The 19,442-nt window shown below is 34.0% G+C and carries 17 protein-coding genes and 1 tRNA gene; 3 read left to right on the top strand and 15 right to left on the bottom strand.

What is annotated here, in order from left to right:
• Positions 1–31: 31 nt before the first annotated feature.
• Together Q0F04_RS06230 and Q0F04_RS06225 are read right to left on the bottom strand one after the other, a co-directional pair.
• Complete coding sequence (locus Q0F04_RS06230; RefSeq protein WP_295751375.1) at positions 32–3,106, bottom strand: ATP-binding protein; 3,075 nt, start codon at positions 3,104–3,106, stop codon at positions 32–34.
• 70 nt (positions 3,107–3,176) lie between these two features.
• On the bottom strand, positions 3,177–3,401 hold the full coding sequence (locus Q0F04_RS06225; RefSeq protein ID WP_117571666.1) for a DUF3955 domain-containing protein: 225 nt from the start codon (positions 3,399–3,401) through the stop codon (positions 3,177–3,179).
• A gap of 126 nt (positions 3,402–3,527) precedes the next feature.
• On the opposite strand from Q0F04_RS06225, the gene Q0F04_RS06220 reads away from it, so the two are divergent.
• Positions 3,528–3,752, top strand: coding sequence for a Lar family restriction alleviation protein (locus Q0F04_RS06220; protein WP_117571665.1), 225 nt, complete (start codon positions 3,528–3,530; stop codon positions 3,750–3,752).
• A gap of 29 nt (positions 3,753–3,781) precedes the next feature.
• Here Q0F04_RS06220 and Q0F04_RS06215 read toward each other — a convergent pair whose 3' ends face one another.
• The 12 genes from Q0F04_RS06215 to radC all read right to left on the bottom strand — a co-directional run bounded on the left by Q0F04_RS06215 (position 3,782) and on the right by radC (position 17,585).
• Positions 3,782–5,149, bottom strand: coding sequence for an MATE family efflux transporter (locus tag Q0F04_RS06215; protein ID WP_295751373.1), 1,368 nt, complete (start codon positions 5,147–5,149; stop codon positions 3,782–3,784).
• 45 nt (positions 5,150–5,194) lie between these two features.
• Positions 5,195–6,463 carry a UDP-N-acetylglucosamine 1-carboxyvinyltransferase gene (locus Q0F04_RS06210; RefSeq protein WP_117571663.1) on the bottom strand — a complete coding sequence of 423 codons (1,269 nt, stop codon included), beginning with the start codon at positions 6,461–6,463 and terminating at the stop codon, positions 5,195–5,197.
• Positions 6,464–6,552: 89 nt separating this feature from the next.
• Positions 6,553–8,406: a S9 family peptidase gene (locus Q0F04_RS06205; protein WP_295751371.1), complete on the bottom strand. Its 1,854-nt coding sequence runs from the start codon at positions 8,404–8,406 to the stop codon at positions 6,553–6,555.
• Positions 8,407–8,470: 64 nt separating this feature from the next.
• Positions 8,471–9,340, bottom strand: a complete 870-nt coding sequence (gene fba, locus Q0F04_RS06200; protein WP_118010798.1) for a class II fructose-1,6-bisphosphate aldolase — start codon at positions 9,338–9,340, stop codon at positions 8,471–8,473.
• 78 nt (positions 9,341–9,418) lie between these two features.
• Entirely contained in the window at positions 9,419–10,321 is a 903-nt protein-coding gene (locus Q0F04_RS06195) for an ATP-binding protein (protein WP_117571660.1), read from the bottom strand.
• Positions 10,321–11,454 (bottom strand): DnaD domain protein, encoded by a 1,134-nt coding sequence (locus tag Q0F04_RS06190; protein WP_295751366.1) that lies wholly within the window; start codon positions 11,452–11,454, stop codon positions 10,321–10,323. Before Q0F04_RS06190 ends, Q0F04_RS06195 begins: the two co-directional genes overlap by 1 nt.
• Positions 11,444–12,049 carry a dephospho-CoA kinase gene (gene coaE, locus Q0F04_RS06185; RefSeq protein WP_117571658.1) on the bottom strand — a complete coding sequence of 202 codons (606 nt, stop codon included), beginning with the start codon at positions 12,047–12,049 and terminating at the stop codon, positions 11,444–11,446. Before coaE ends, Q0F04_RS06190 begins: the two co-directional genes overlap by 11 nt.
• Positions 12,022–12,843: a DNA-formamidopyrimidine glycosylase gene (gene mutM / locus Q0F04_RS06180; RefSeq protein WP_295751363.1), complete on the bottom strand. Its 822-nt coding sequence runs from the start codon at positions 12,841–12,843 to the stop codon at positions 12,022–12,024. Before mutM ends, coaE begins: the two co-directional genes overlap by 28 nt.
• Positions 12,843–15,419: a DNA polymerase I gene (gene polA / locus Q0F04_RS06175; RefSeq protein ID WP_295751360.1), complete on the bottom strand. Its 2,577-nt coding sequence runs from the start codon at positions 15,417–15,419 to the stop codon at positions 12,843–12,845. The genes mutM and polA overlap by 1 nt, the downstream gene beginning before the upstream one ends.
• 59 nt (positions 15,420–15,478) lie before the next feature.
• Positions 15,479–16,045, bottom strand: coding sequence for a hypothetical protein (locus tag Q0F04_RS06170; protein ID WP_117571655.1), 567 nt, complete (start codon positions 16,043–16,045; stop codon positions 15,479–15,481).
• Positions 16,042–16,878, bottom strand: a complete 837-nt coding sequence (gene mreC / locus Q0F04_RS06165) for a rod shape-determining protein MreC (protein ID WP_295751357.1) — start codon at positions 16,876–16,878, stop codon at positions 16,042–16,044. Before mreC ends, Q0F04_RS06170 begins: the two co-directional genes overlap by 4 nt.
• A 47-nt stretch (positions 16,879–16,925) precedes the next feature.
• Positions 16,926–17,585 (bottom strand): DNA repair protein RadC, encoded by a 660-nt coding sequence (gene radC / locus Q0F04_RS06160; protein ID WP_295564338.1) that lies wholly within the window; start codon positions 17,583–17,585, stop codon positions 16,926–16,928.
• A gap of 119 nt (positions 17,586–17,704) precedes the next feature.
• Between radC and Q0F04_RS06155 the strand changes: the two genes are divergently transcribed.
• Positions 17,705–17,781, top strand: a tRNA-His gene (locus Q0F04_RS06155).
• A gap of 73 nt (positions 17,782–17,854) precedes the next feature.
• Positions 17,855–18,424: a thioredoxin family protein gene (locus Q0F04_RS06150; protein WP_295751354.1), complete on the top strand. Its 570-nt coding sequence runs from the start codon at positions 17,855–17,857 to the stop codon at positions 18,422–18,424.
• An 11-nt stretch (positions 18,425–18,435) separates the two neighbouring features.
• Here Q0F04_RS06150 and Q0F04_RS06145 read toward each other — a convergent pair whose 3' ends face one another.
• Entirely contained in the window at positions 18,436–19,290 is an 855-nt protein-coding gene (locus tag Q0F04_RS06145; RefSeq protein WP_295751351.1) for a DUF1848 family protein, read from the bottom strand.
• Between the last annotated feature and the right edge of the window lie 152 nt (positions 19,291–19,442).

The following is a 19,442-nucleotide window of genomic DNA, read 5'->3' as shown; positions in this document are numbered from 1 at the left end:
AAAAGACTTGAATTCAAATCAAGTCTTTATCTTATGCTATATATTTTCTTAGTATATGATCAAGTTTTTGTTCATCAATTGGTTTTGAGATAGAATCATTCATAATTGTTTGATCAATACTATATTCTGATTGCGCACTCATTGCTACAATTGGAATGGAAGGATTGATTTTACGAATGCATCTTGCCGCTTCATCCCCACTCATTTTTGGCATCATAATATCCATAAAAATCACGGAATACTTATTTGGTTGTTCTTTAATTTTTCCTACAGCTTCTAAACCATTCCATGCCTTATCTACATTGGCCTGCACGGCATTCAAATAAAACTCCGCCACTTCCATATTGATTTCATTGTCTTCTACAAGAAGAATCCACTTGTTATGTAAATCTAGTTTTGTACTTTCTTGATTATCATTAGTAGATGTATCCAATTGGTAAGTAAGAACGACCTTAATTTGTGTACCGACATTTACTTCACTTTTGACTTCAATACTTCCACCAAGTCTATCCACCAAACCCTTCACAATCGACATACCTAAACCAGTACCTTCATATCTTGTTCTGGCATCTTGCTTGGCTTGTGAAAAAGGCGTAAATAAGTGATTTTCAATATAATCTTCACTCATGCCAATGCCTGTGTCTTTGACTTCAAATTCAAATGTTGCGCATTTACCATCACTGGACACTTCTCTAACATATGTATCAATCGTACCATTTGGTTTGTTGTATTTAATGGAGTTCGTTAATAGATTTACAAGAATCCGTCTAAGCTGTAATGCATCTCCAATTAAGTGTGTATGAATCAAATTGTCCATATGCTTGTGATATGTAATATTTTGAAGCGAAACTTGCGCATCAATCAAACTATTCATTTCTTCAACCAAATGATTTAAATCAAATGGCTCATTCAAAATTTCCATATGATTTGATTCTAATTTTGACATATTCAAAACATCTTCAACCAATTCATTTAAGTGTTTTGCCAAAATTTCCATCTTATTTAAAGAATCATCCAATTTATCCATATCACCCCAGTTTTTACGTATAATCTGCATCATACCTAAAATACCATTGATTGGTGTACGAATATCATGGCTCATGCGATTCATAAAATCTGTTTTAGCTTTACTTTCTAAATCTGCTTTTTGATACGCTAATTGTAGCTTTTCTTTTTCTCTATCTTCTTTCTCATGAAATGACGATGTATTTCTAAATAAAATAATAGCACGCACTATATTGCGTTCCTTTTGCATATCTATATCATAGATAACATCTTCACGCATCAATATCATTTCTTGAACCCAGATTACTCTTTGATTTGGCATTTGAATTTGATATTCAACCGTAACATGTTTATCCCCTGCTCTATATCGATTTAAAAGACTTTGACTTGATTCAACAACGCTAAAGCTTCCCAAACAATCCTCTAATACATTCGCTTTTATTTGTTTAAAATATACATTATAATCATATGGTAAATTTGGCTTTTTATCTGCACACATATAATTGTCATAAATACCATCAATTTGATTTTGGGTTAAGTTAACGGAGAAAATCGATTGTGCCATTGCCATCAAAGCTTCAATATAATGATCATTTTCTAAAATAGATTGTTTCAACTGATCATAATAACGCATCAATTGTTGCTTCTCATCCATTTCAATTGTGTCATAATAAATTTTAAAACCTAACGCAAAATGATGCAGATGATTCTTTTCATCACTGTCTAAATAAACGGCTATAATTTTTCCTTTTACTTCCGTATGCTTGATTTGATGACAATATGAAATTTCTAATACTGGATTTTCTTTGGTAAGGCACTCATTTAAATGGTCAAGTTGTAACACATGACGATACTCTTTTTTCTGATTCTCTTCAAACAATTCATTTAAAATTTGTTCAACTGCCCCCAAATAATTGCCATCCTCTGCTAAGAAAAAGGAATAGCTGGCACGTAAAGTAAAATATGCATCCGTTTTGGCATCACAATAAATACAATCCGAGAAGTTATACCCTTTATCTTTTAATTGTTGTATAACCCCAAGAATCAACTCACGTTTCTCTGTAGCCTCTTTAATTTTTGCCTGGTTTTTATCAATATACATATTTTTATCGGCCTGACAAAATAATTCACGCATTGTAAATTCTGAAAAATCATTTGAATACGCATAGCCGGCTGCATAACTTAATGGAATTTCTGAACATTTAGCACATTCTTTTTTGATGTTTTCTAAATTTCTTTTTACATCTTCCTTTGTCACATCTTTAAAAAAGGCAATAAATTCATCTCCACCATAGCGGCCGACAAATTGATTCTCATCAATGCTTTTACGTAAACACTTCGCAAAAGAGCTAATATATAAATCTCCTCTTTCATGTCCTTGTTGATTATTGATGATTCGAAGATTGTTTAAATCAAATACGCAGAGCGCCGTATTTTGTTCAACTTCTAAAGTTAAAATCTCTTCGCACCTATTTTTATTTGGCAGTCCCGTTGCTTCATCTAAATAAATTTTGTTCTTTAATTCACGATTCATTTTGGCATAGTGCAAAGCCTTGATAAGCTCATACAAAATCATAAAGATGAGAATTACAATATCAATGACTGTCAACACTTCAAATTGTCCTAAGCGTGTCGCAATTCTTTGCGCATACGTTTCGGCAAGCCCTGTAGCTACATCACATAGAGAAAAGAAAGTTTCACTCTTTTGAATGATATTCGTATTCTCATATCCAACTTGTCGAACAAGATCAATCTCTTGTTTTAAAGTATCAAAATACGCATCTAATTCTTCCATCTTTGCCTGAAAAGCCTTGTCATCTAATGAAACCAAATCTAATTCTTCACTACCAAAACGAAGGCCTTCAATATAACCTTCCACATCCGCAATCATTTCATCCTGTGGCATTCCTGCATCTTCCAATTTAATGATTTGCTGTGTTTTTCCACGTACTAATCCTGCATAATTGACAACACGAGCCGTTCCTTGAATACGAGATACCATCAAAATAATGATTAAAATCAGCACAATCAAAATACTGGTTAAAACCGTCATTAAAAAACGTATTATTTTTGAAATATGTCTTTTCCGTCTATCTTTCATACAATTATTCCTTATATATTTATTGTATTAAGAAAATGAAATTATCACAAGAAAATAATAAAAGGATAAATCACAAACGATTCATCCTCTTATTGATCCATACCATGATCCAAATGCCAATGCCAATACATACTAATGCTAATCCAATCAGCAGTAAGGCAGTACCATCATGCATCGCACCATCATAGCCTACATATGCGTTTATTTTCCCCTTTAAAAACAAGAAAACAATTCCTGCAATCAAAAATAAATTCGCAACAAATGTAGGTGTAAATACACGATCTTTTTGATTCATAATAACATCCCCTTATTGTTACCGATGTATTATATCATTTCATTTCTTTATTAAACCTTAAATTTCTCTTAACTTTCTTAGCATTTGATTGTACAATAGATAAGAATAAAAGAAGGAAGGATTCTTATGCAAAACATTGATGAATTAGTTGATTTACACGAATGCCCTCTATGTGAAGGTGGTTCGATTTTAGAAGAAGAAGGAAACGGATTCTATGCACAATGCATGGATTGTGGATGCTATACAGTTCATGTTGATTATAAAAATGAAGAAGATCGTTTAGAAGCTGCTAAAAGAGCCGCTGAACTATTTAATACAGGTAAAGTATTAAAATCAAATCCTGGTGAATAAGAAAATGAGTGGAAAATCCACTCAATTTTTTATTTAATTGAATTTTGATCTAACCACTTACCTCGAACCATACGAATAAAGAATATAATACCCCTAAATACCAGTTCGAAAGTCATCGTTGCCCATACACCAATAACACCATATCGTTTTGTAAAGATGATAATTGGTAGAACTCGCATTCCCCACATACTTAAGGCATTTAGAACAAAAGGACGCTTACTATCTCCTGCACCACGTAATGCACCCATCACTACAATACTTATCGCAAATAATGGTTCTGAAAAAGAAACAATTCTTAAACATTCACTAGCTCCATCTATAACTTCCTGACTATTTGTCAAAGTTGAAGCTAAAAATGGTGCAAACACAAACATGATAACACTCATAAATATCACAAGGACAAAAGATAATAAGGTTGTTAAATACGCAAAGCGTTTTGCCATATCTTTTCGTTTCGCTCCAATACTTTGTCCAACCAACGTCGTTGCAGCGCCACCAATTCCATAGGCTGGTAAATAACATAATCCTTCTGCGGAAACAGCCACATAATTGATAGCCACACTGATTGCACCCATCCCTGAAACGACACCCGTCATTACAACTTGAGCTAAAGATAATGTCACTCTTTCAAGTCCCGCTGGAATTGAAAGATTCACTACATTCTTCAAGATATCCTTATCAAATTTCCACGATTCATCACCTAAAAGTCGTAATGATTTTTCCTTTTTGACTACAATATACATTAAGATAAAGCCTACAACCAATTGTGCCATTCCCGTACCGAGTGCAGCTCCGGCAACACCTAAATTTAGTATATAAATAAAGAAATAGTTAAAAACAACATCAAATACACACATTGAAATATTCATAAGGCTAGGAAGTACGGCATTTCCTGAACATCTTAACATTCCGGAATGTAACATTGCCATCATATTAAATGGAATAAAAGCACCTACTATTGCCAAATATAAAGTGGCATCTCTACAAATGGAAGGGTCTGCCCCCAATAATTTTGGCAAATAAAAACTGGATGCTACCACAACCAATGCCATACATAAACCAAAGATAATATTAAAGAGAATCGACTGACATACTACCTGTCTTGCCAGTTTATTTTTACCGGCCCCTAAATATTGAGCTACCTGCACTGAAAAACCCAATACTGCGGCTGTACAAATTCCTCCAAATAGCCATGTTGTACTGGCAACAACACCAATGGCTGCCGTAGCCTTATAACCTAGTGATCCAACCATAGCTGTATCAATATAGCTCATGGCCGTTCCAACCAATTGTTCTAATATGGCAGGTACAGACAATAAAATGACGATTTTTAATTGATCTTTGAATTCTATTTTTTTATTTTCGCGCATCTGCGTCGTTATTTCCATCATGTTCATAAGATGATTATACAAAGAAAAAAGATGTATGTCACCATACACCTTTTAATCTTCTACCTCTTCACGCCACATTTTGGCTCCTAAATGAGCTAACTTTCCATCCAAGTTATCATAACCACGATCAATGTGATAAATATCGTGAATTTCTGTCACACCATCAGCTATTAAAGCAGCGATGACAAGACCAGCTCCACAACGAAGATCTGTTGCGGTTACTTTAGAACCATGTAACTTTGTCTTTCCATTGATGAACGCACTTGGTGTGTGTACATCAATGTCAGCACCCATCTTATTTAATTCTGCACAATGTTTGAAACGTTCTGTATAAATTGTTTCTGTTACTACAGATTGACCTTCACATTGCGTTAATAATACAGTAAATGGTTGTTGAACATCTGTGGCAAAACCAGGATATGGTTTTGTCAAAATTTCGGTACGTTTCAAAGGCTTATCCGTTTTAAGTACATGAATAAAATCTGAACCAACTTCCATATTGATTCCCACTTCTTGAAGTTTCATAACAATAGCTTCCAAGTGTTGAGGAATAATATTTTCGATACGCATATCATTGGCCATAGCGGCTGCCATAATCACATAAGTCGCTGCTTCAATACGATCTGGAATGATTTCATGAATACATCCCTTTAAATATTCAACACCATCAATCACAAGCGTACTTGTACCCATACCATGGATTCGAGCACCCATTTTATTTAATAATGTTGCGATATCAATAATTTCAGGCTCACGTGCGGCATTTTCAATAACCGTTCTACCTTTTGCGTAAACAGCTGCCATCATAATGTTGATTGTAGCTCCTACGCTCGAAATATCTAAGAAAATATTTGTTCCTTTTAATTCTTTCGCATCCAATATATAACATCCATTTTCATATTGAATATTTGCACCTAAAGCCTCAAAACCCTTCAAGTGTAAATCAATAGGTCTAGGACCCAAGTAACATCCACCAGGCATCTTAATTTCTGCATGACCAAATTTTCCTAACAAAGCCCCCATAAAATAGTAGCTTGCTCTTAATTTTGAAACAGCCTTAGATACCATAGGAATATTTTCCATATGAGTAGGATCTATATATAATGTTTCTTCATCTCGCTTCTCAACATAAACACCAAGTTCATTTAACAAAACGATCAAAGACTGTACATCTGAAATATTAGGTACACCATAAATTGTAACAGGCTCATTTCCTAAAACACATGCTGGAATTAAAGCCACAGTCGCATTCTTTGAACCACTAATACGTACTGTTCCATTTAAATGATGTCCACCTTCAATTTTAATGACTTTTTCCATTCATTTTCCCCCATTTCAAGGTAATGCCTATCTATTATAGCCTATTCAATCCGGATAATCTAGAAAAATATTGTAAATTCCAAAAGCCTTTATTTTAAATGTTGTTCCATCCAGTTTGTGATTTCATTTAAACGACGCAAACGATGTTGTGGAAGTCCTGTACGAGATAAATCATGATTTTCACCATGGAACAAGCACATACGAGCTTCAATATTCTGATCTAATAAAGCATTCAACATTTGTAGTCCTTCACAAAGTGGACAACGATAATCCTCATCAGAGTGAATAAACAATGTTGGTGTTTTCACGTTACGTGCATATTTCAATGGTGAATGCCACCATAATTTTTCTGGGTTTTCATCGTATGTAGCAGATTGTTGATCTTGTGCAAAGTATGGTCCAATATCACTTGTCTGAGAGAATGAAATCCAGTTTGCGATACTTCTTTGACTTGCTGCACACGCAAAACGATCTGTATGGCCAATAATCCAGTTTGTCATAAATCCACCATAGCTTCCACCAGTGACTCCGACTTTACTAGCATCGATTTGAGGATATGTTTCTAAGACTTTATCTGTAAACTGCATTAATTCATCATAATCAATTGTTCCATATTTTCCACGAATGTCCATAAATTCGTTGCCACGTCCATCGGAACCATGAATATTACAGAAGAATACAAAGTATCCCTTACTTGCCCATACTTGCATTTCATGATAGAACACTTTTCCATATACCGTTTTAGGTCCACCATGAATATCTAAGATAGCTGGATATTTTTTTGTTTCATCATAATCCTTAGGCAATAATACCCATCCGGTTAAATCTTCACCAAAATTCACTTCTACAGGATCTGCCACATATGTATCTTCCATTTTATTAAAATCAGATAATTGAACGGCTTTACCATCTACAACTTTATACAATTGTTGAAGACTTGCCACATCAGCTCCAATAAAATATAATGTGTCATCTTCAAATGCGAAAGATTGAATTGTTCCTGGCCATTCAAATACAAGTTCAATGTTTCCATTTTCTAATTTATACAAATTATTGTGATCATAGATCGTAGAAACAAAATATAACGCATCTTTATTTACTAGAGTCGCATTTCCAGCAACTAAAGCACAATCTGTACCTACACTGTTTCCAACACATTCTTGCCAATCAGCAATTAAATTAAAGTCTTGATCAAAGAATTTTGGATTCTCATTCAAACCATATTTTTCATGTGTACTTGCGATAAGAACCAATTTATCATCCACAAAATCAAAACTTTGAATACTTCTTTCTTTAGCATCTACAACTGTACTTACAGAACCATCATATTTATAAAGATCTTCATATAAAGCTTGTTTTCTTGTCCAATTTTGTCCTGTATAATACAAAGCACCATCATGGATCTTTGCGTTTGACACATCAAAGGTACCTTCTGTAATGCAAACAAGTTCTTTTGTATCTAAGTTATAAGTATATAGGTGATTACGATGCTTATTTGTGATTCCCTGACCATTCATATAGAAAGGAATTTCATCAAACACTTCATAATCACTTTCTTCTTCAACAAGTTTTTCTTTCGTCATCAAAACCAAAGTATTCTCATTTAAATATCCCAATACATTCATTCCCGGTTTATCAAAGCGAGCAATTTCTTTGGCTTCTCCACCATTCAATGCCAAACGATATAGAGATGTAGATTTTTCAATATTCTTACGATTTCCACAGAATAGAACCGAATTTTCATTTTCAATATAATATCCGGCTTCTTTTCCAAAAGAAGTTAAATCATATACTTTATCGTCCTTTACGCATTTTAAAGTATATTCATAAGCATTGTCTTTTTCAGCTGCTACCCCATCAACAAAGACTTTTACTCCATCTTTTACTTTTAAATTTCCATAAAAGTGATAAGACAATAAATCATTAATTTCAACTGACTTCATATATTTTTCCCTCCAAATTATGCAAAAAGCAGGCTTAACAGCCTGCTCTTTTAAAAAACTTTAATTATTCAGCTTTTCCAGCAGAACCAAAGAAGTTTTCCATCATTTCTTTACATAATGCAGTAATTGCATCAGCACCTGGTTTTAATAATTTACGAGGATCGTATCCTTTTCCTTCTTGGTCTTTTCCAGCTTCGATGTATTTACGAGTTGCTTCAGCAAATACTAACTGGCATTCAGTGTTAACGTTAACTTTAGAAACACCTAATGTGATAGCTTTTTGAACTTGTTCACGAGGGATTCCTGAACCACCGTGTAATACTAATGGTTTTCCGTTTGTTACGTTTTGGATTTCTTCTAAACGATCGAAGTTTAATCCAGCCCAGTTTGCAGGATATTTACCGTGGATATTTCCGATACCAGCTGCTAAGAAGTCTACACCTAAGTCAGCGATAGTTTTACATTCTTTAGGGTCAGCTAATTCACCAGCAGATATGACACCGTCTTCTTCTCCACCGATTCCACCAACTTCACATTCAATTGATAATCCTTTTGAGTGTGCTAAGGCGATCATTTCTTTTGATTTTTCTAAGTTTTCTTCGAATGCATAGTGAGAACCATCGAACATTACAGAAGTAAATCCTGCTTCGATAGCAGCTTTTGCACCTTCATATGAACCGTGGTCCAAGTGTAAAGCTACAGGAACTGTAATTCCCATTGCATCGTGGATTTCTTTTACCATAGCAGCAACTGTTTTGAAACCACACATGTATTTAGCAGCACCTTCAGATACTCCTAACATAACTGGTGATTTAGCTTCTTCAGCAGCAGCTAAGATAGCTTTTGTCCATTCTAAGTTATTGATGTTGAAAGCACCAATCGCATAGTGCCCTTCGTGAGCTTTGTTGATCATTTCAGTAGCAGATACTAACATTACTCTATTCCTCCTTTAAACATTTCTGTCATAACTATTCTACTCCATAACGCCCAATTTGAAAAGTGAAATTATTAACTAACGACGTGATTTTCCGGATAATTCAACTGGTTTAGACAAAGTACGAATTCTTTCTAGAATTCTAAGACTCGCAATTGTATTATTCGGCTTATTCGCAAGACGATACTGCTGTTCTAATTCTTCCATTGAATAATTCGATGTAAAATATGTCTTCATCTGTTTATTCATGCGCTCATCTAATACGGGCAATAAGATTTCATCACGAGTCCATTGCGTAATACTTTCAGCTCCAATATCGTCTAAAACTAAAACATCACTATAACGTAAATGATTCATCACTCTTTGACGATATTCATTATCTGTCATAAACTGTTTCAATTCCTGAATCAATAATGGAACCTGCACGAAAGAAACACTCTTATTGTTTTTGGCATAATAATTACAGATTCCCTTCATTAAGTAAGACTTTCCAGTCCCTGGATTTCCATATAAATACACACCTTGATTCAGTGGAATACTACTCACACTTTGTGTATAAGCTGCCATATAATCTTTTTCTTTGGCAGCATTTAAAAAAGAGGCATCATTTAAATCGATTAAATAATCATTTAAAGACATGTGAGAAAAGCGAAATTTACTTTGATGAGCTAATTGCTGATCTCTTTTTTGTTCATACTGACAAGAAGCATAGTATTCATTTAAGAAACCTGAATCATCGATTTTTAATTTTGTAGCCTTACCACGAATCTTCTGCACACAATAATCCAATCCTTTACAGTTTCTACATGCACTCACACTCTTGATCCACTGCAATAAAACGCCACTATTTTCTTCTACAAAAGATGCATCTAAGTGATTCTGTTCTAGAAATAATTGAATCCATTCATTCTCTTTTAAACGAGCAATATTCTGTTGTCTTTCCAACATTTGTTCTTCTGAAAGCTTAATATTTAAATTCACTACAACTTACCTTCTTTCAACATCTTTTGAAGTTCTAGCATCTCCTGCTGGATCTGCGTATCTGATTTTTCTTCCTTTTGCGTATAAAACTTCTCATCAAGTACAACCTTTTCCTCTTTTTTCTCTTTTTTATTTTCTACGGGGTTTTGGTTGATAATTTCCAATGCTTTCTTCCTAGAATCCACACCCAAGCGAACCCAGCTTGCTGCAACTTTTTCAACATAATTTCTAGAAAATTGTTGATGCGTTTGCTGCAACGTATATTCAATCAATGTATTCACAACTTCTACCGGTAGTTGAAATTGTGTGCATAAACGTTCAATCAATGCCTGATCAGACTTCACAACTGGTATACCATTTTGTTTATTCTGCAAAAACTTAACAGGTGGCATCTGATAAGGATCTTTACTTATTTCCATAACCTTACGATTGCGCATAACCATCTCTTTTAATTTATCCAAATCAAACACATGCGTTGAAGGGTTAATACTTCTTTGTACATATCTACGCATATCTTTCGCATCAATCCCATATATTTGTGCCATCTGGGCAATGCGATCCAAATTCTCATTGGTTCGATAGCGTACTGGAAAAATACGGTCCATCCCTTTGAAAAGTGTCGCAAAATCAAAATCATATTTCTGTTTAATTGTTGGCTTTACCTTTTCGTACGCAATCTCTTTAGATTCGTTCCAAGAATCTAAAATCGAAACATCCAAAGGACTCTCTACCTTTGTATATGAAGAAGAAACCGCCTTATCTTTTTGAAGCATTGTCTTTATTTTATCAAAACACTTAGATCCTACACTTGCCAAATATAATCTTGAATATGTATCGTGACATAAAAATTTATCTGGTAATAGTGGAGCATACAATAAAATCAACATATCTTCTTCATGAACATAGGTTTCAATTAAATGATATTGTTCTAAATGATTTCGTGCCTTATCAAATTGCGAAGCATTTATATTCAAAAGTAAATATACATCTTCTAATTCAACAGAATTTTGAATAGAACCTAAAAATTCATATAGGCAAATTGAACTTTTACCCATCATAGGACCATACAATAAATGTAAGGATTGCCTTTGTTCAACAGATAAATGTTCTATGCAACGCACTTCAATCGTCATGTACCTTCTCCTCTTTTAATGCTTCATCTATTTGTTTATGCAGCTGTTCTACCGTCCCATTATTTTGTAGTACAATATCACTCTTTGCCATCTTCTCTTCCGGATTCATTTGTGATACAAGTCTTGCCAAAGCTTGTTCCCTAGTAAAGTTTCGATAGGTTTGTAGGCGTGATAAGGCTACATCTAAATCAGCCACAACACACCATATTGAATCAAAATGATCTTGTGCAGAAATCTCAAACAAAATTGGCATTTCCACAAAGACGATCGAACTCTCTTGTTCACAAATCCATTTATGCATCTGCTCAAAAATCAAAGGATGCAAGATAGCTTCCACTTGTTTTCGATGCTTCTCATTTGAAAACATATATGAAGCTAAACTTTCCTTAATGATTTGTCCATTTAAATCCAATTCAACAATATGTAAATCATTTAATTTCTGATAACCCAAATTACCCTTTTTTAATAAATCCGCATTGACCTGATCACAATCTAAAACAGGATATTTTTTTCTTAAATATCGAGAAATCTCACTCTTTCCTGAACCCATAGATCCAGTGATTCCTATTACTTTCTTTTTTGACAATTTGGACATAGATAAGTCCCCCTTTGTGATACAGTTAATTTTTTTATGTTATGATGACACACTTTACATTGTGTCTGATCATGTACATTCAAATAAAGTTGAAAACGCCCTGTTACACCTAAACTTGAGGTATAAGAACGAATGGTTGTTCCCCCAAAGCGTGTAGCTCCCTGCAAGATTCGCTTTGTCTGAAAAACGATGTTCTCACAATCTCTTTTTGATAGTTTTGAAGCACGACTTCTAGGATCTAATCCGCAGGCAAAACATATCTCATCGGCATATATATTTCCAACACCTGCCATAATCGATTGATCTAACAGGCAGGATTTCAAATTTCGTTTTAATGAATGAACACAAGTATAGAAATACATTCCATTCACTCTTTCATCCATATAATCATATCCAACATTTTTAAAACAAGGATATGCATGAATGTCTTCTTTTTTAGGATACAAGTACATTCTTCCAAATTTTCTTGTATCATGATACGACATATAGATTCCATTATTTAATTTAAATACTATATGAATATGTTTATCCTCACAAAGCCTATCATAAAGATAAAATTTACCTTCCATTCTTAGGTGAACAACCAAATCATAATCATCCAAACCAAAAATCAAATATTTCCCAAGTCGATTAAATGAATGGAAAGTTTGTCCAATCAACTGATGTTTAAAATTTTCTACCTCTACATTATCAAGAATCTTAGAATAATACACCAATACATCTTCAATTGAAAAATCTTTGATTTGTGTTTCTAACGTGCTTAATACAGTTTGAACTTCTGGTGCCTCTGGCATTATTTTGCCTCATACCAAGACTTGCCAACACTGATACTTGCCTTTAATGGAACCTTTAATTCCATTGCGCTTTCCATTGTATCCTTTACAAGTTTCTGCATTAAATCCAATTCTTCATCTGGTACTAAAAAGATTAATTCATCATGAATCTGTAGAAGCATTTTAGATTTCACATTGGCATCTTTTAAAGCTTGATCCATTTTCAACATCGCAATCTTGATCAAATCAGCCGCACTACCTTGGATTGGTGCATTCATGGCAGCTCGCTTACCGAATTCACGTGTCATAAAATTCTTATCATTGATTTCAGGAATCTCTCTTCTTCTGTGGAATAATGTTTCGACATATCCATGTTCCTTACAGAAATCAATCAATTGATTCATATATTCGTGAATCTGAGGATAACTTTCAAAGTACATCTTCATAAATTCACTCGCTTCTTTTCGTGTGATATTTAATTGTGAAGATAAACCAAATTCAGTTTGTCCATATACAATACCAAAGTTGACTGTCTTAGCGATTCTTCTTTTATGTTCATCCACCTCTTCTGGTGAACAGCCAAAAATTAAAGTTGCCGTTTTTGTATGAATATCCAAACCTTCATTAAACGCTTTTATCATATGATCCTCATTAGCCATATGGGCCAACATTCTCAATTCAATTTGCGAATAATCCGCAGACAATAAGTGATAGCCATCTTCTGCCACAAATGCCTTACGAATTTCTTTACCTAATTCATCACGAATACTGATATTTTGTAAGTTTGGTTCACTGCTTGAAAGTCTGCCCGTTTGTGTCATTGTCTGATTAAAAGAAGTGTGAATCTTTTGATCCGAACGAATATGTTTTTTCAAGCCATCAATATATGTACTGGATACCTTCGCAATTTTTCGATATTCAAGAATATCATCAATAATTGGATGTTTTCCACGAAGCTTTTCTAATACATCTGCAGAAGTTGAACGTTTTTTTCCACCCGAACTTAAGTTCAACTCATCAAACAAGACATTCGCCAATTGTTTTGGTGAATTGATATTAAAAATCATGCCTGCATGTGAATAGATTTTTTGAGCAAGAGCATCCAATTTCTCATTTAATAAAGCTCCATACTCATCTAAAAAACTTTCTTGAATCGAAATACCTTCTTGTTCCATTGAAAACAAGACATGTGTTAACGGCATTTCAATATCTTCATATAAAGACAATACATTTTCTTCTTTTAAAGAAACACGAAGCTTGTCTTTTTTCTCATACAGCTGCTGAGTCAAACTATGATAGATTTCCTTTTCTCTTTCCAAGCTATAAGCCGGTTCCTGTTTTGTCTTCTTAGATACATCATGGAAAGATTCTGGAAGATGAATTTGAAGTGCTTCTAAGACTGCATCACTATCTGTTGCGGTAGAATTCAATAAGAATCCAGCAATATGCAAGTCATCACTAAAAGTATTCCATTTAAACCCATAGCGATCTAATAGATGCATCATTTCTTTTGTATCCCATGTACTAATTTCTTTTGTTTCTAACAATGTTTTAAAGTTTGTATCCTCTAATGCGTTTTCTACTGAAATATAGTAAACTGTTTTATCTTTTGGAATCATAAAACCATACAATTTTTGATCTAAATAAGGCTCTTGTGTACATACTGGCATCACCATAACGTCATCCATATTTTCAAATTCAAAATGATCCACTTCTTTTAAAGGCCATTTTTCTTCCTTAGTCTGTTTTGTACGATTTACCAATGATCGCATTTCATATTTTTCATAGAATGCATTCACATCATCTTGAATTCCTGTAAACTCACAATCATTTAAACTAAATGGTAGTTCCATCTTTGTATAAATTGTTGCCAATTCTAAAGACATGAACGCATTCTCTTTATCTTTTTCTAGCTTTTCTTTTAGTTTTCCTTTTACTTCATCAATATGTGCATAAACATTTTCTACAGTGGAATATTGATTCAATAAACGCAAGGCTGTCTTTTCACCAACACCAGCTACCCCTGGAATATTATCGGCTGTATCCCCCATTAATCCTTTCATATCAATGACTTGGCTTGGTATAATTCCATATGTTTCCATTAAATTTTGTTCGTCCATTAGATCCATTTCACTTAAGCCCTTTTTCATCAAAAGAACATGTGTACTTGAATCAATCAACTGCAATAAATCACGATCACTAGTCAGAATTGTAGTTTGAACATCTTTGCAGCATTTAGCCATACTTCCAATAATGTCATCGGCTTCATAGCCTTCTTGTTCATAGCGCTTGATTCCAGCAGCATCCAAGTATTCTCTAACAATTGGAAATTGAACGATTAATTCTTCATCAAGTGGTTTTCGTGTTCCCTTATAGGCTGCAAATTGTTTGTGTCTGAACGTAGGTTTTCCTGCATCCCAAGCAACTAAAATCTTATCTGGTTCAATAATATCAATTGCCTTATTTAACATCATCACAAAGCCATAAACTGCATTGGTTGGAATGCCATTGGACGTTGTCATTCTATGTGTATATAACGTTGCATAATATGCACGAAATAGCATGGAGTTTCCATCTAATAATAATAGTTTTTTCATGTCTTTACCTCTTTTCCTCTATTTTAGCACATATGAAAAGAAGGAAACGAATCCATGACTCATTTCCTTCGAATATTTTGCATTTTCAACTTTTCCATTCGTTTAAATCGAATATCTTTGATTGTCGCATAGCGCATAAATACGGTAATAATATAGATCAAAACAAATATAGCCACACCATTAAAAATCAATGTCAAAGCTTCAACATGAATAAACCATTTCATAAAGCCCATCGTGAGATATCCGAAGATCTTTGCGCCAAAAAAACAAATTAAATCATTCGCAAACATCATTAGAAATACAATACCAAATTGTACCCAGTGATCTTGATCCATTGCTTCTTGAAAAAAGCCAATTGCCCAGCCAAACAAACCAAACAAAAGCATCTTAACAAGCCAGTCTGAAGTAAAGAACATTCCCACACAAAGGCCGCATAAACAAGCGTATAGAAACCGATTTAAACTTTTCTCATGAGCCACTACTAATAGACATCCGCAAAAACATAGATGGCTAACTAAAGATAGTGAGGAATATGTAAAATCAACGCCGAACAGAGAAGCAATCAATTGATCTAGCATAGCTAAAATGGCTAAGAAAATAAATGAATAACGTTCCTTATTTATCATTTACTCTCCTCTTTTCCAATCACAAGACAATAGTCAAAGCTTTTCATATTGGATACAGGCGATACATAGACAGTTGAAATAATGGAGTCATCATTTAAAGATACATCTTTTACTTCACCAATCAAAATTCCACTCGGATAGTTTCCACCCTTACCACTTGTCGCAACTTTTTGTCCCTTTGCGACAATCGCATCATTGTCAAATAAAGATACTCGATATGCCTTTTTTTCTGTATCATACGATTGTAAAACACCTTCTACACTTGTACCATCTTCTAAAGACATCTTTATCGCAATATCATTACTTAAATGCTGACTTGTCAACAATTGTACAGTGCTCGTCAATGTTTGAACACTATCAACCAAGCCAATGGCACCATCACTTGTTGCCACAAGCATATTCTTTTCTACCCCTTGTTTTTTACCAGCTGATATTGTCACAGTCTGTAACCAGGAATCACTTGAACGTTCTAGAACAGATACACTGATTGTTTTAGCATCGCTAAGCCCGCCTTTCATTTCAAGTAGGCCTTCAAGTTGTTTATTTTTGTTTCTTTCATCTTCATATGCCGTCTGATAATTCTTTTGTTCCGCCAATTGTTTTGACAAATATTCATTATCATCATAAACATGCCAAAGATTCGCAAAATCATTAACTGCATTTCCAATTGAAGATAGCGGATATTGAATTAATCCATATTTTAAGTATGTCCATGCACTATATCCAATATTCGTGATGGAGTTTTGTCTTAAGCCAAACATTGCACATGCTAGTATACATAAAACGACAATCGTCGTAAGTAATCTTTTTTGAATTCGAGTAAATTTACGCATAATATCCCCCAAACTAACTTATATTATAGCGATAAACACTCCTTCTTTCAATCGAGATATTTATGCTCTTTAAATGAATAATATTGATTTTGTCCTACGATAATGTGGTCCACTAATTGGACTCCCATCGTCATTGCGACACGAACCATTTTATAGGTAACCTCAAAATCCGCCTTAGATGGTGTACAATCGCCAGAAGGATGATTGTGGGCAATCAAAACAGAGTTTGCGTTTTGAAGAAAAGCCTCCTTAAACACTTCTCGAGGATGTACTACACTTTCATTCAATGTTCCCTTAAACAAAACACGATGAGAAATGAGTTTACTTTTCGTATCTAAATACAGGGCAATAAAACATTCCTGCGACAATACACCATATTCAAATTCAAACCATTCAATCACATCTTCTGGTTTCATAATGGAGGCATGATATACCTTTGATTTAACGACACGTTTACTGAGTTCTACACTTGCCAAAAGCTGTAAAGCTTTGACTTCTCGTATTCCTTGGATTTGCATCAATGTATTTACATGCATTGACATTAATTTTGATAAACCTTCACTTTCTTTCAATACATCGGATGCAATTTCGAATACGGAACGATTTTTATTCCCGCTTTGAAGAATCAAGGCAACTAATTCTAAATCACTCAAAGATTCTAAACCATAGCGAAGCGCTTTTTCTCGTGGGCGCTGTTCCACTTCCATCTCTTTTACCTTCATATACTCTTATACGAAAAAAAATGCACTTTTTTTAATTTATTTTATTTTTTTGCTTGCAAAGTACAGAATCACATGGTATATTATTTAAGCGTCAAGCAAACATGGCGGTTGTGGTGAAGTTGGTTAACACAGCGGATTGTGGCTCCGTCACGCGCGCGTTCGAATCGCGTCAGCCGCCCCACTAAGATTTTTAAGCTTCGAGAGATCGAAGCTTTTTTCTTTACTTTTTTTTAAATTGTTTGTATATTAGGGACATGAAAAAATTATTATTGATCCTTTTAACTTTGACACTATGTGCTTGTCAGACACAGACAAAAAGCACAGCATCCACTTCAAAAAAAGCTTGTGATGTCACAAGCGAAGAAGAAACGTGTAATTCAAAAGATGATACAAAGACAACATTCAAAGAAATTAGCTTTGATGAGGCTATTCAATATTTCACGCAAGAAAAGTCTGGCGTATTATACTTTGGTTATTCGAGCTGTCCTTGGTGTAACGAGGCTAAACCTATTTTAAAGAAAGTCGCCAAAGAAAATGGTATTGATATTCAATATGTCAAAGTAAGAGATGAAGAAAAGAATCGTCTGTATACAGATGATCAAAAAGTAATTATTGAGCCATATATCCAAGATTATATGTCAAGTAACGATGAAGGCATTTTAACTTTATATGTTCCATTAGTTCTTGTCGTAAAGGACGGGAAAGTCATTGATGGACATGAAGGCACTTTAGATAGTCATGATGCGACTGAAAGAAAAATGACAAATGATGAAAAAGAACAACTAACAAAAATCTATACAAAATTAATGAGTGAAGCAAACTAGCTCCACCCATTTTATTTTCTTCGTATTTTGATTTGATCATCCAAACTCAATTGTCCAATCAATAAACTAGAGTTCGGATCATGTAACATATAATTTTTTGAGATTTGTTTCGAATCAAAATTTGCGTAACAATACTTACAACCATGTAAACAAGAATTATAAGCACCTATATCCACCATGTTTACACAATGACAGTCTCTTGCCTTCCATTCTTTAAAGAGTTTACCAGTTCTTTCAAAAGCATATTTAATGCTGACGCAACAATCCTTTTCATCACCAATTTGATATTTATTTTCCATACAACTCACAACTTTTATATCATTCTTTTCGAAAGCTTCTTTTAATTTAAGATATTCTTCATTAGAGGGTTCATGATAATCCAAATGGTTGTTTCTGACATTTTTATAATCATCCACAAAAGAGACAATTATTTTTGAAATATATCCATTCAACATTGTGCATAACTTATTAAAGGCACGAATATGATAATCTACATCATATTTAGAATTCAAAAGTATGGGATCATATCGAACACAGACATTTTCTTTTCCTAAATAGGATGATAGCTTTTTAATGCATTGAATGACTTCTCTTTTATCTGGTACTTGAGGTTCTATATCATTAAAATATCCAGTGATAGTAACTTGTAGCTGAATAGGTACAGAAAATAGATGTATTGTATCTAACAATGGCAATGGATTCTTTGTACAAAATACAATCATATCAATATCGGATACATAGATACGACTGACTAGTTTTGGATTAAAAGGATTTCTTACATCAAAATAACCTTCATTCCATCGGTTCACAAACCAATCCATATAATAGGCTACAACATCTGTTCTTCCGCTTGCGTTTATAATCATAAGTTTATTAAACAAAGAAATTAAATAATAGTCAACACAAAGAAAAAAGTCATCCTAAGATGACTTAAATTTCTAAATGGCGGTCCAGATGGGACTCGAACCCACGATCTCCTCCGTGACAGGGAGGCATGTTAACCACTACACCACTGGAC

Source organism: uncultured Holdemanella sp., assembly GCF_934772795.1.
In the GTDB taxonomy this organism is placed as follows: Bacteria; Bacillota_I; Bacilli_A; order Erysipelotrichales; family Erysipelotrichaceae; genus Holdemanella.
Note: the sequence above shows the minus strand (reverse complement) of the source record. Positions and strands in the feature narration are given on the sequence as shown.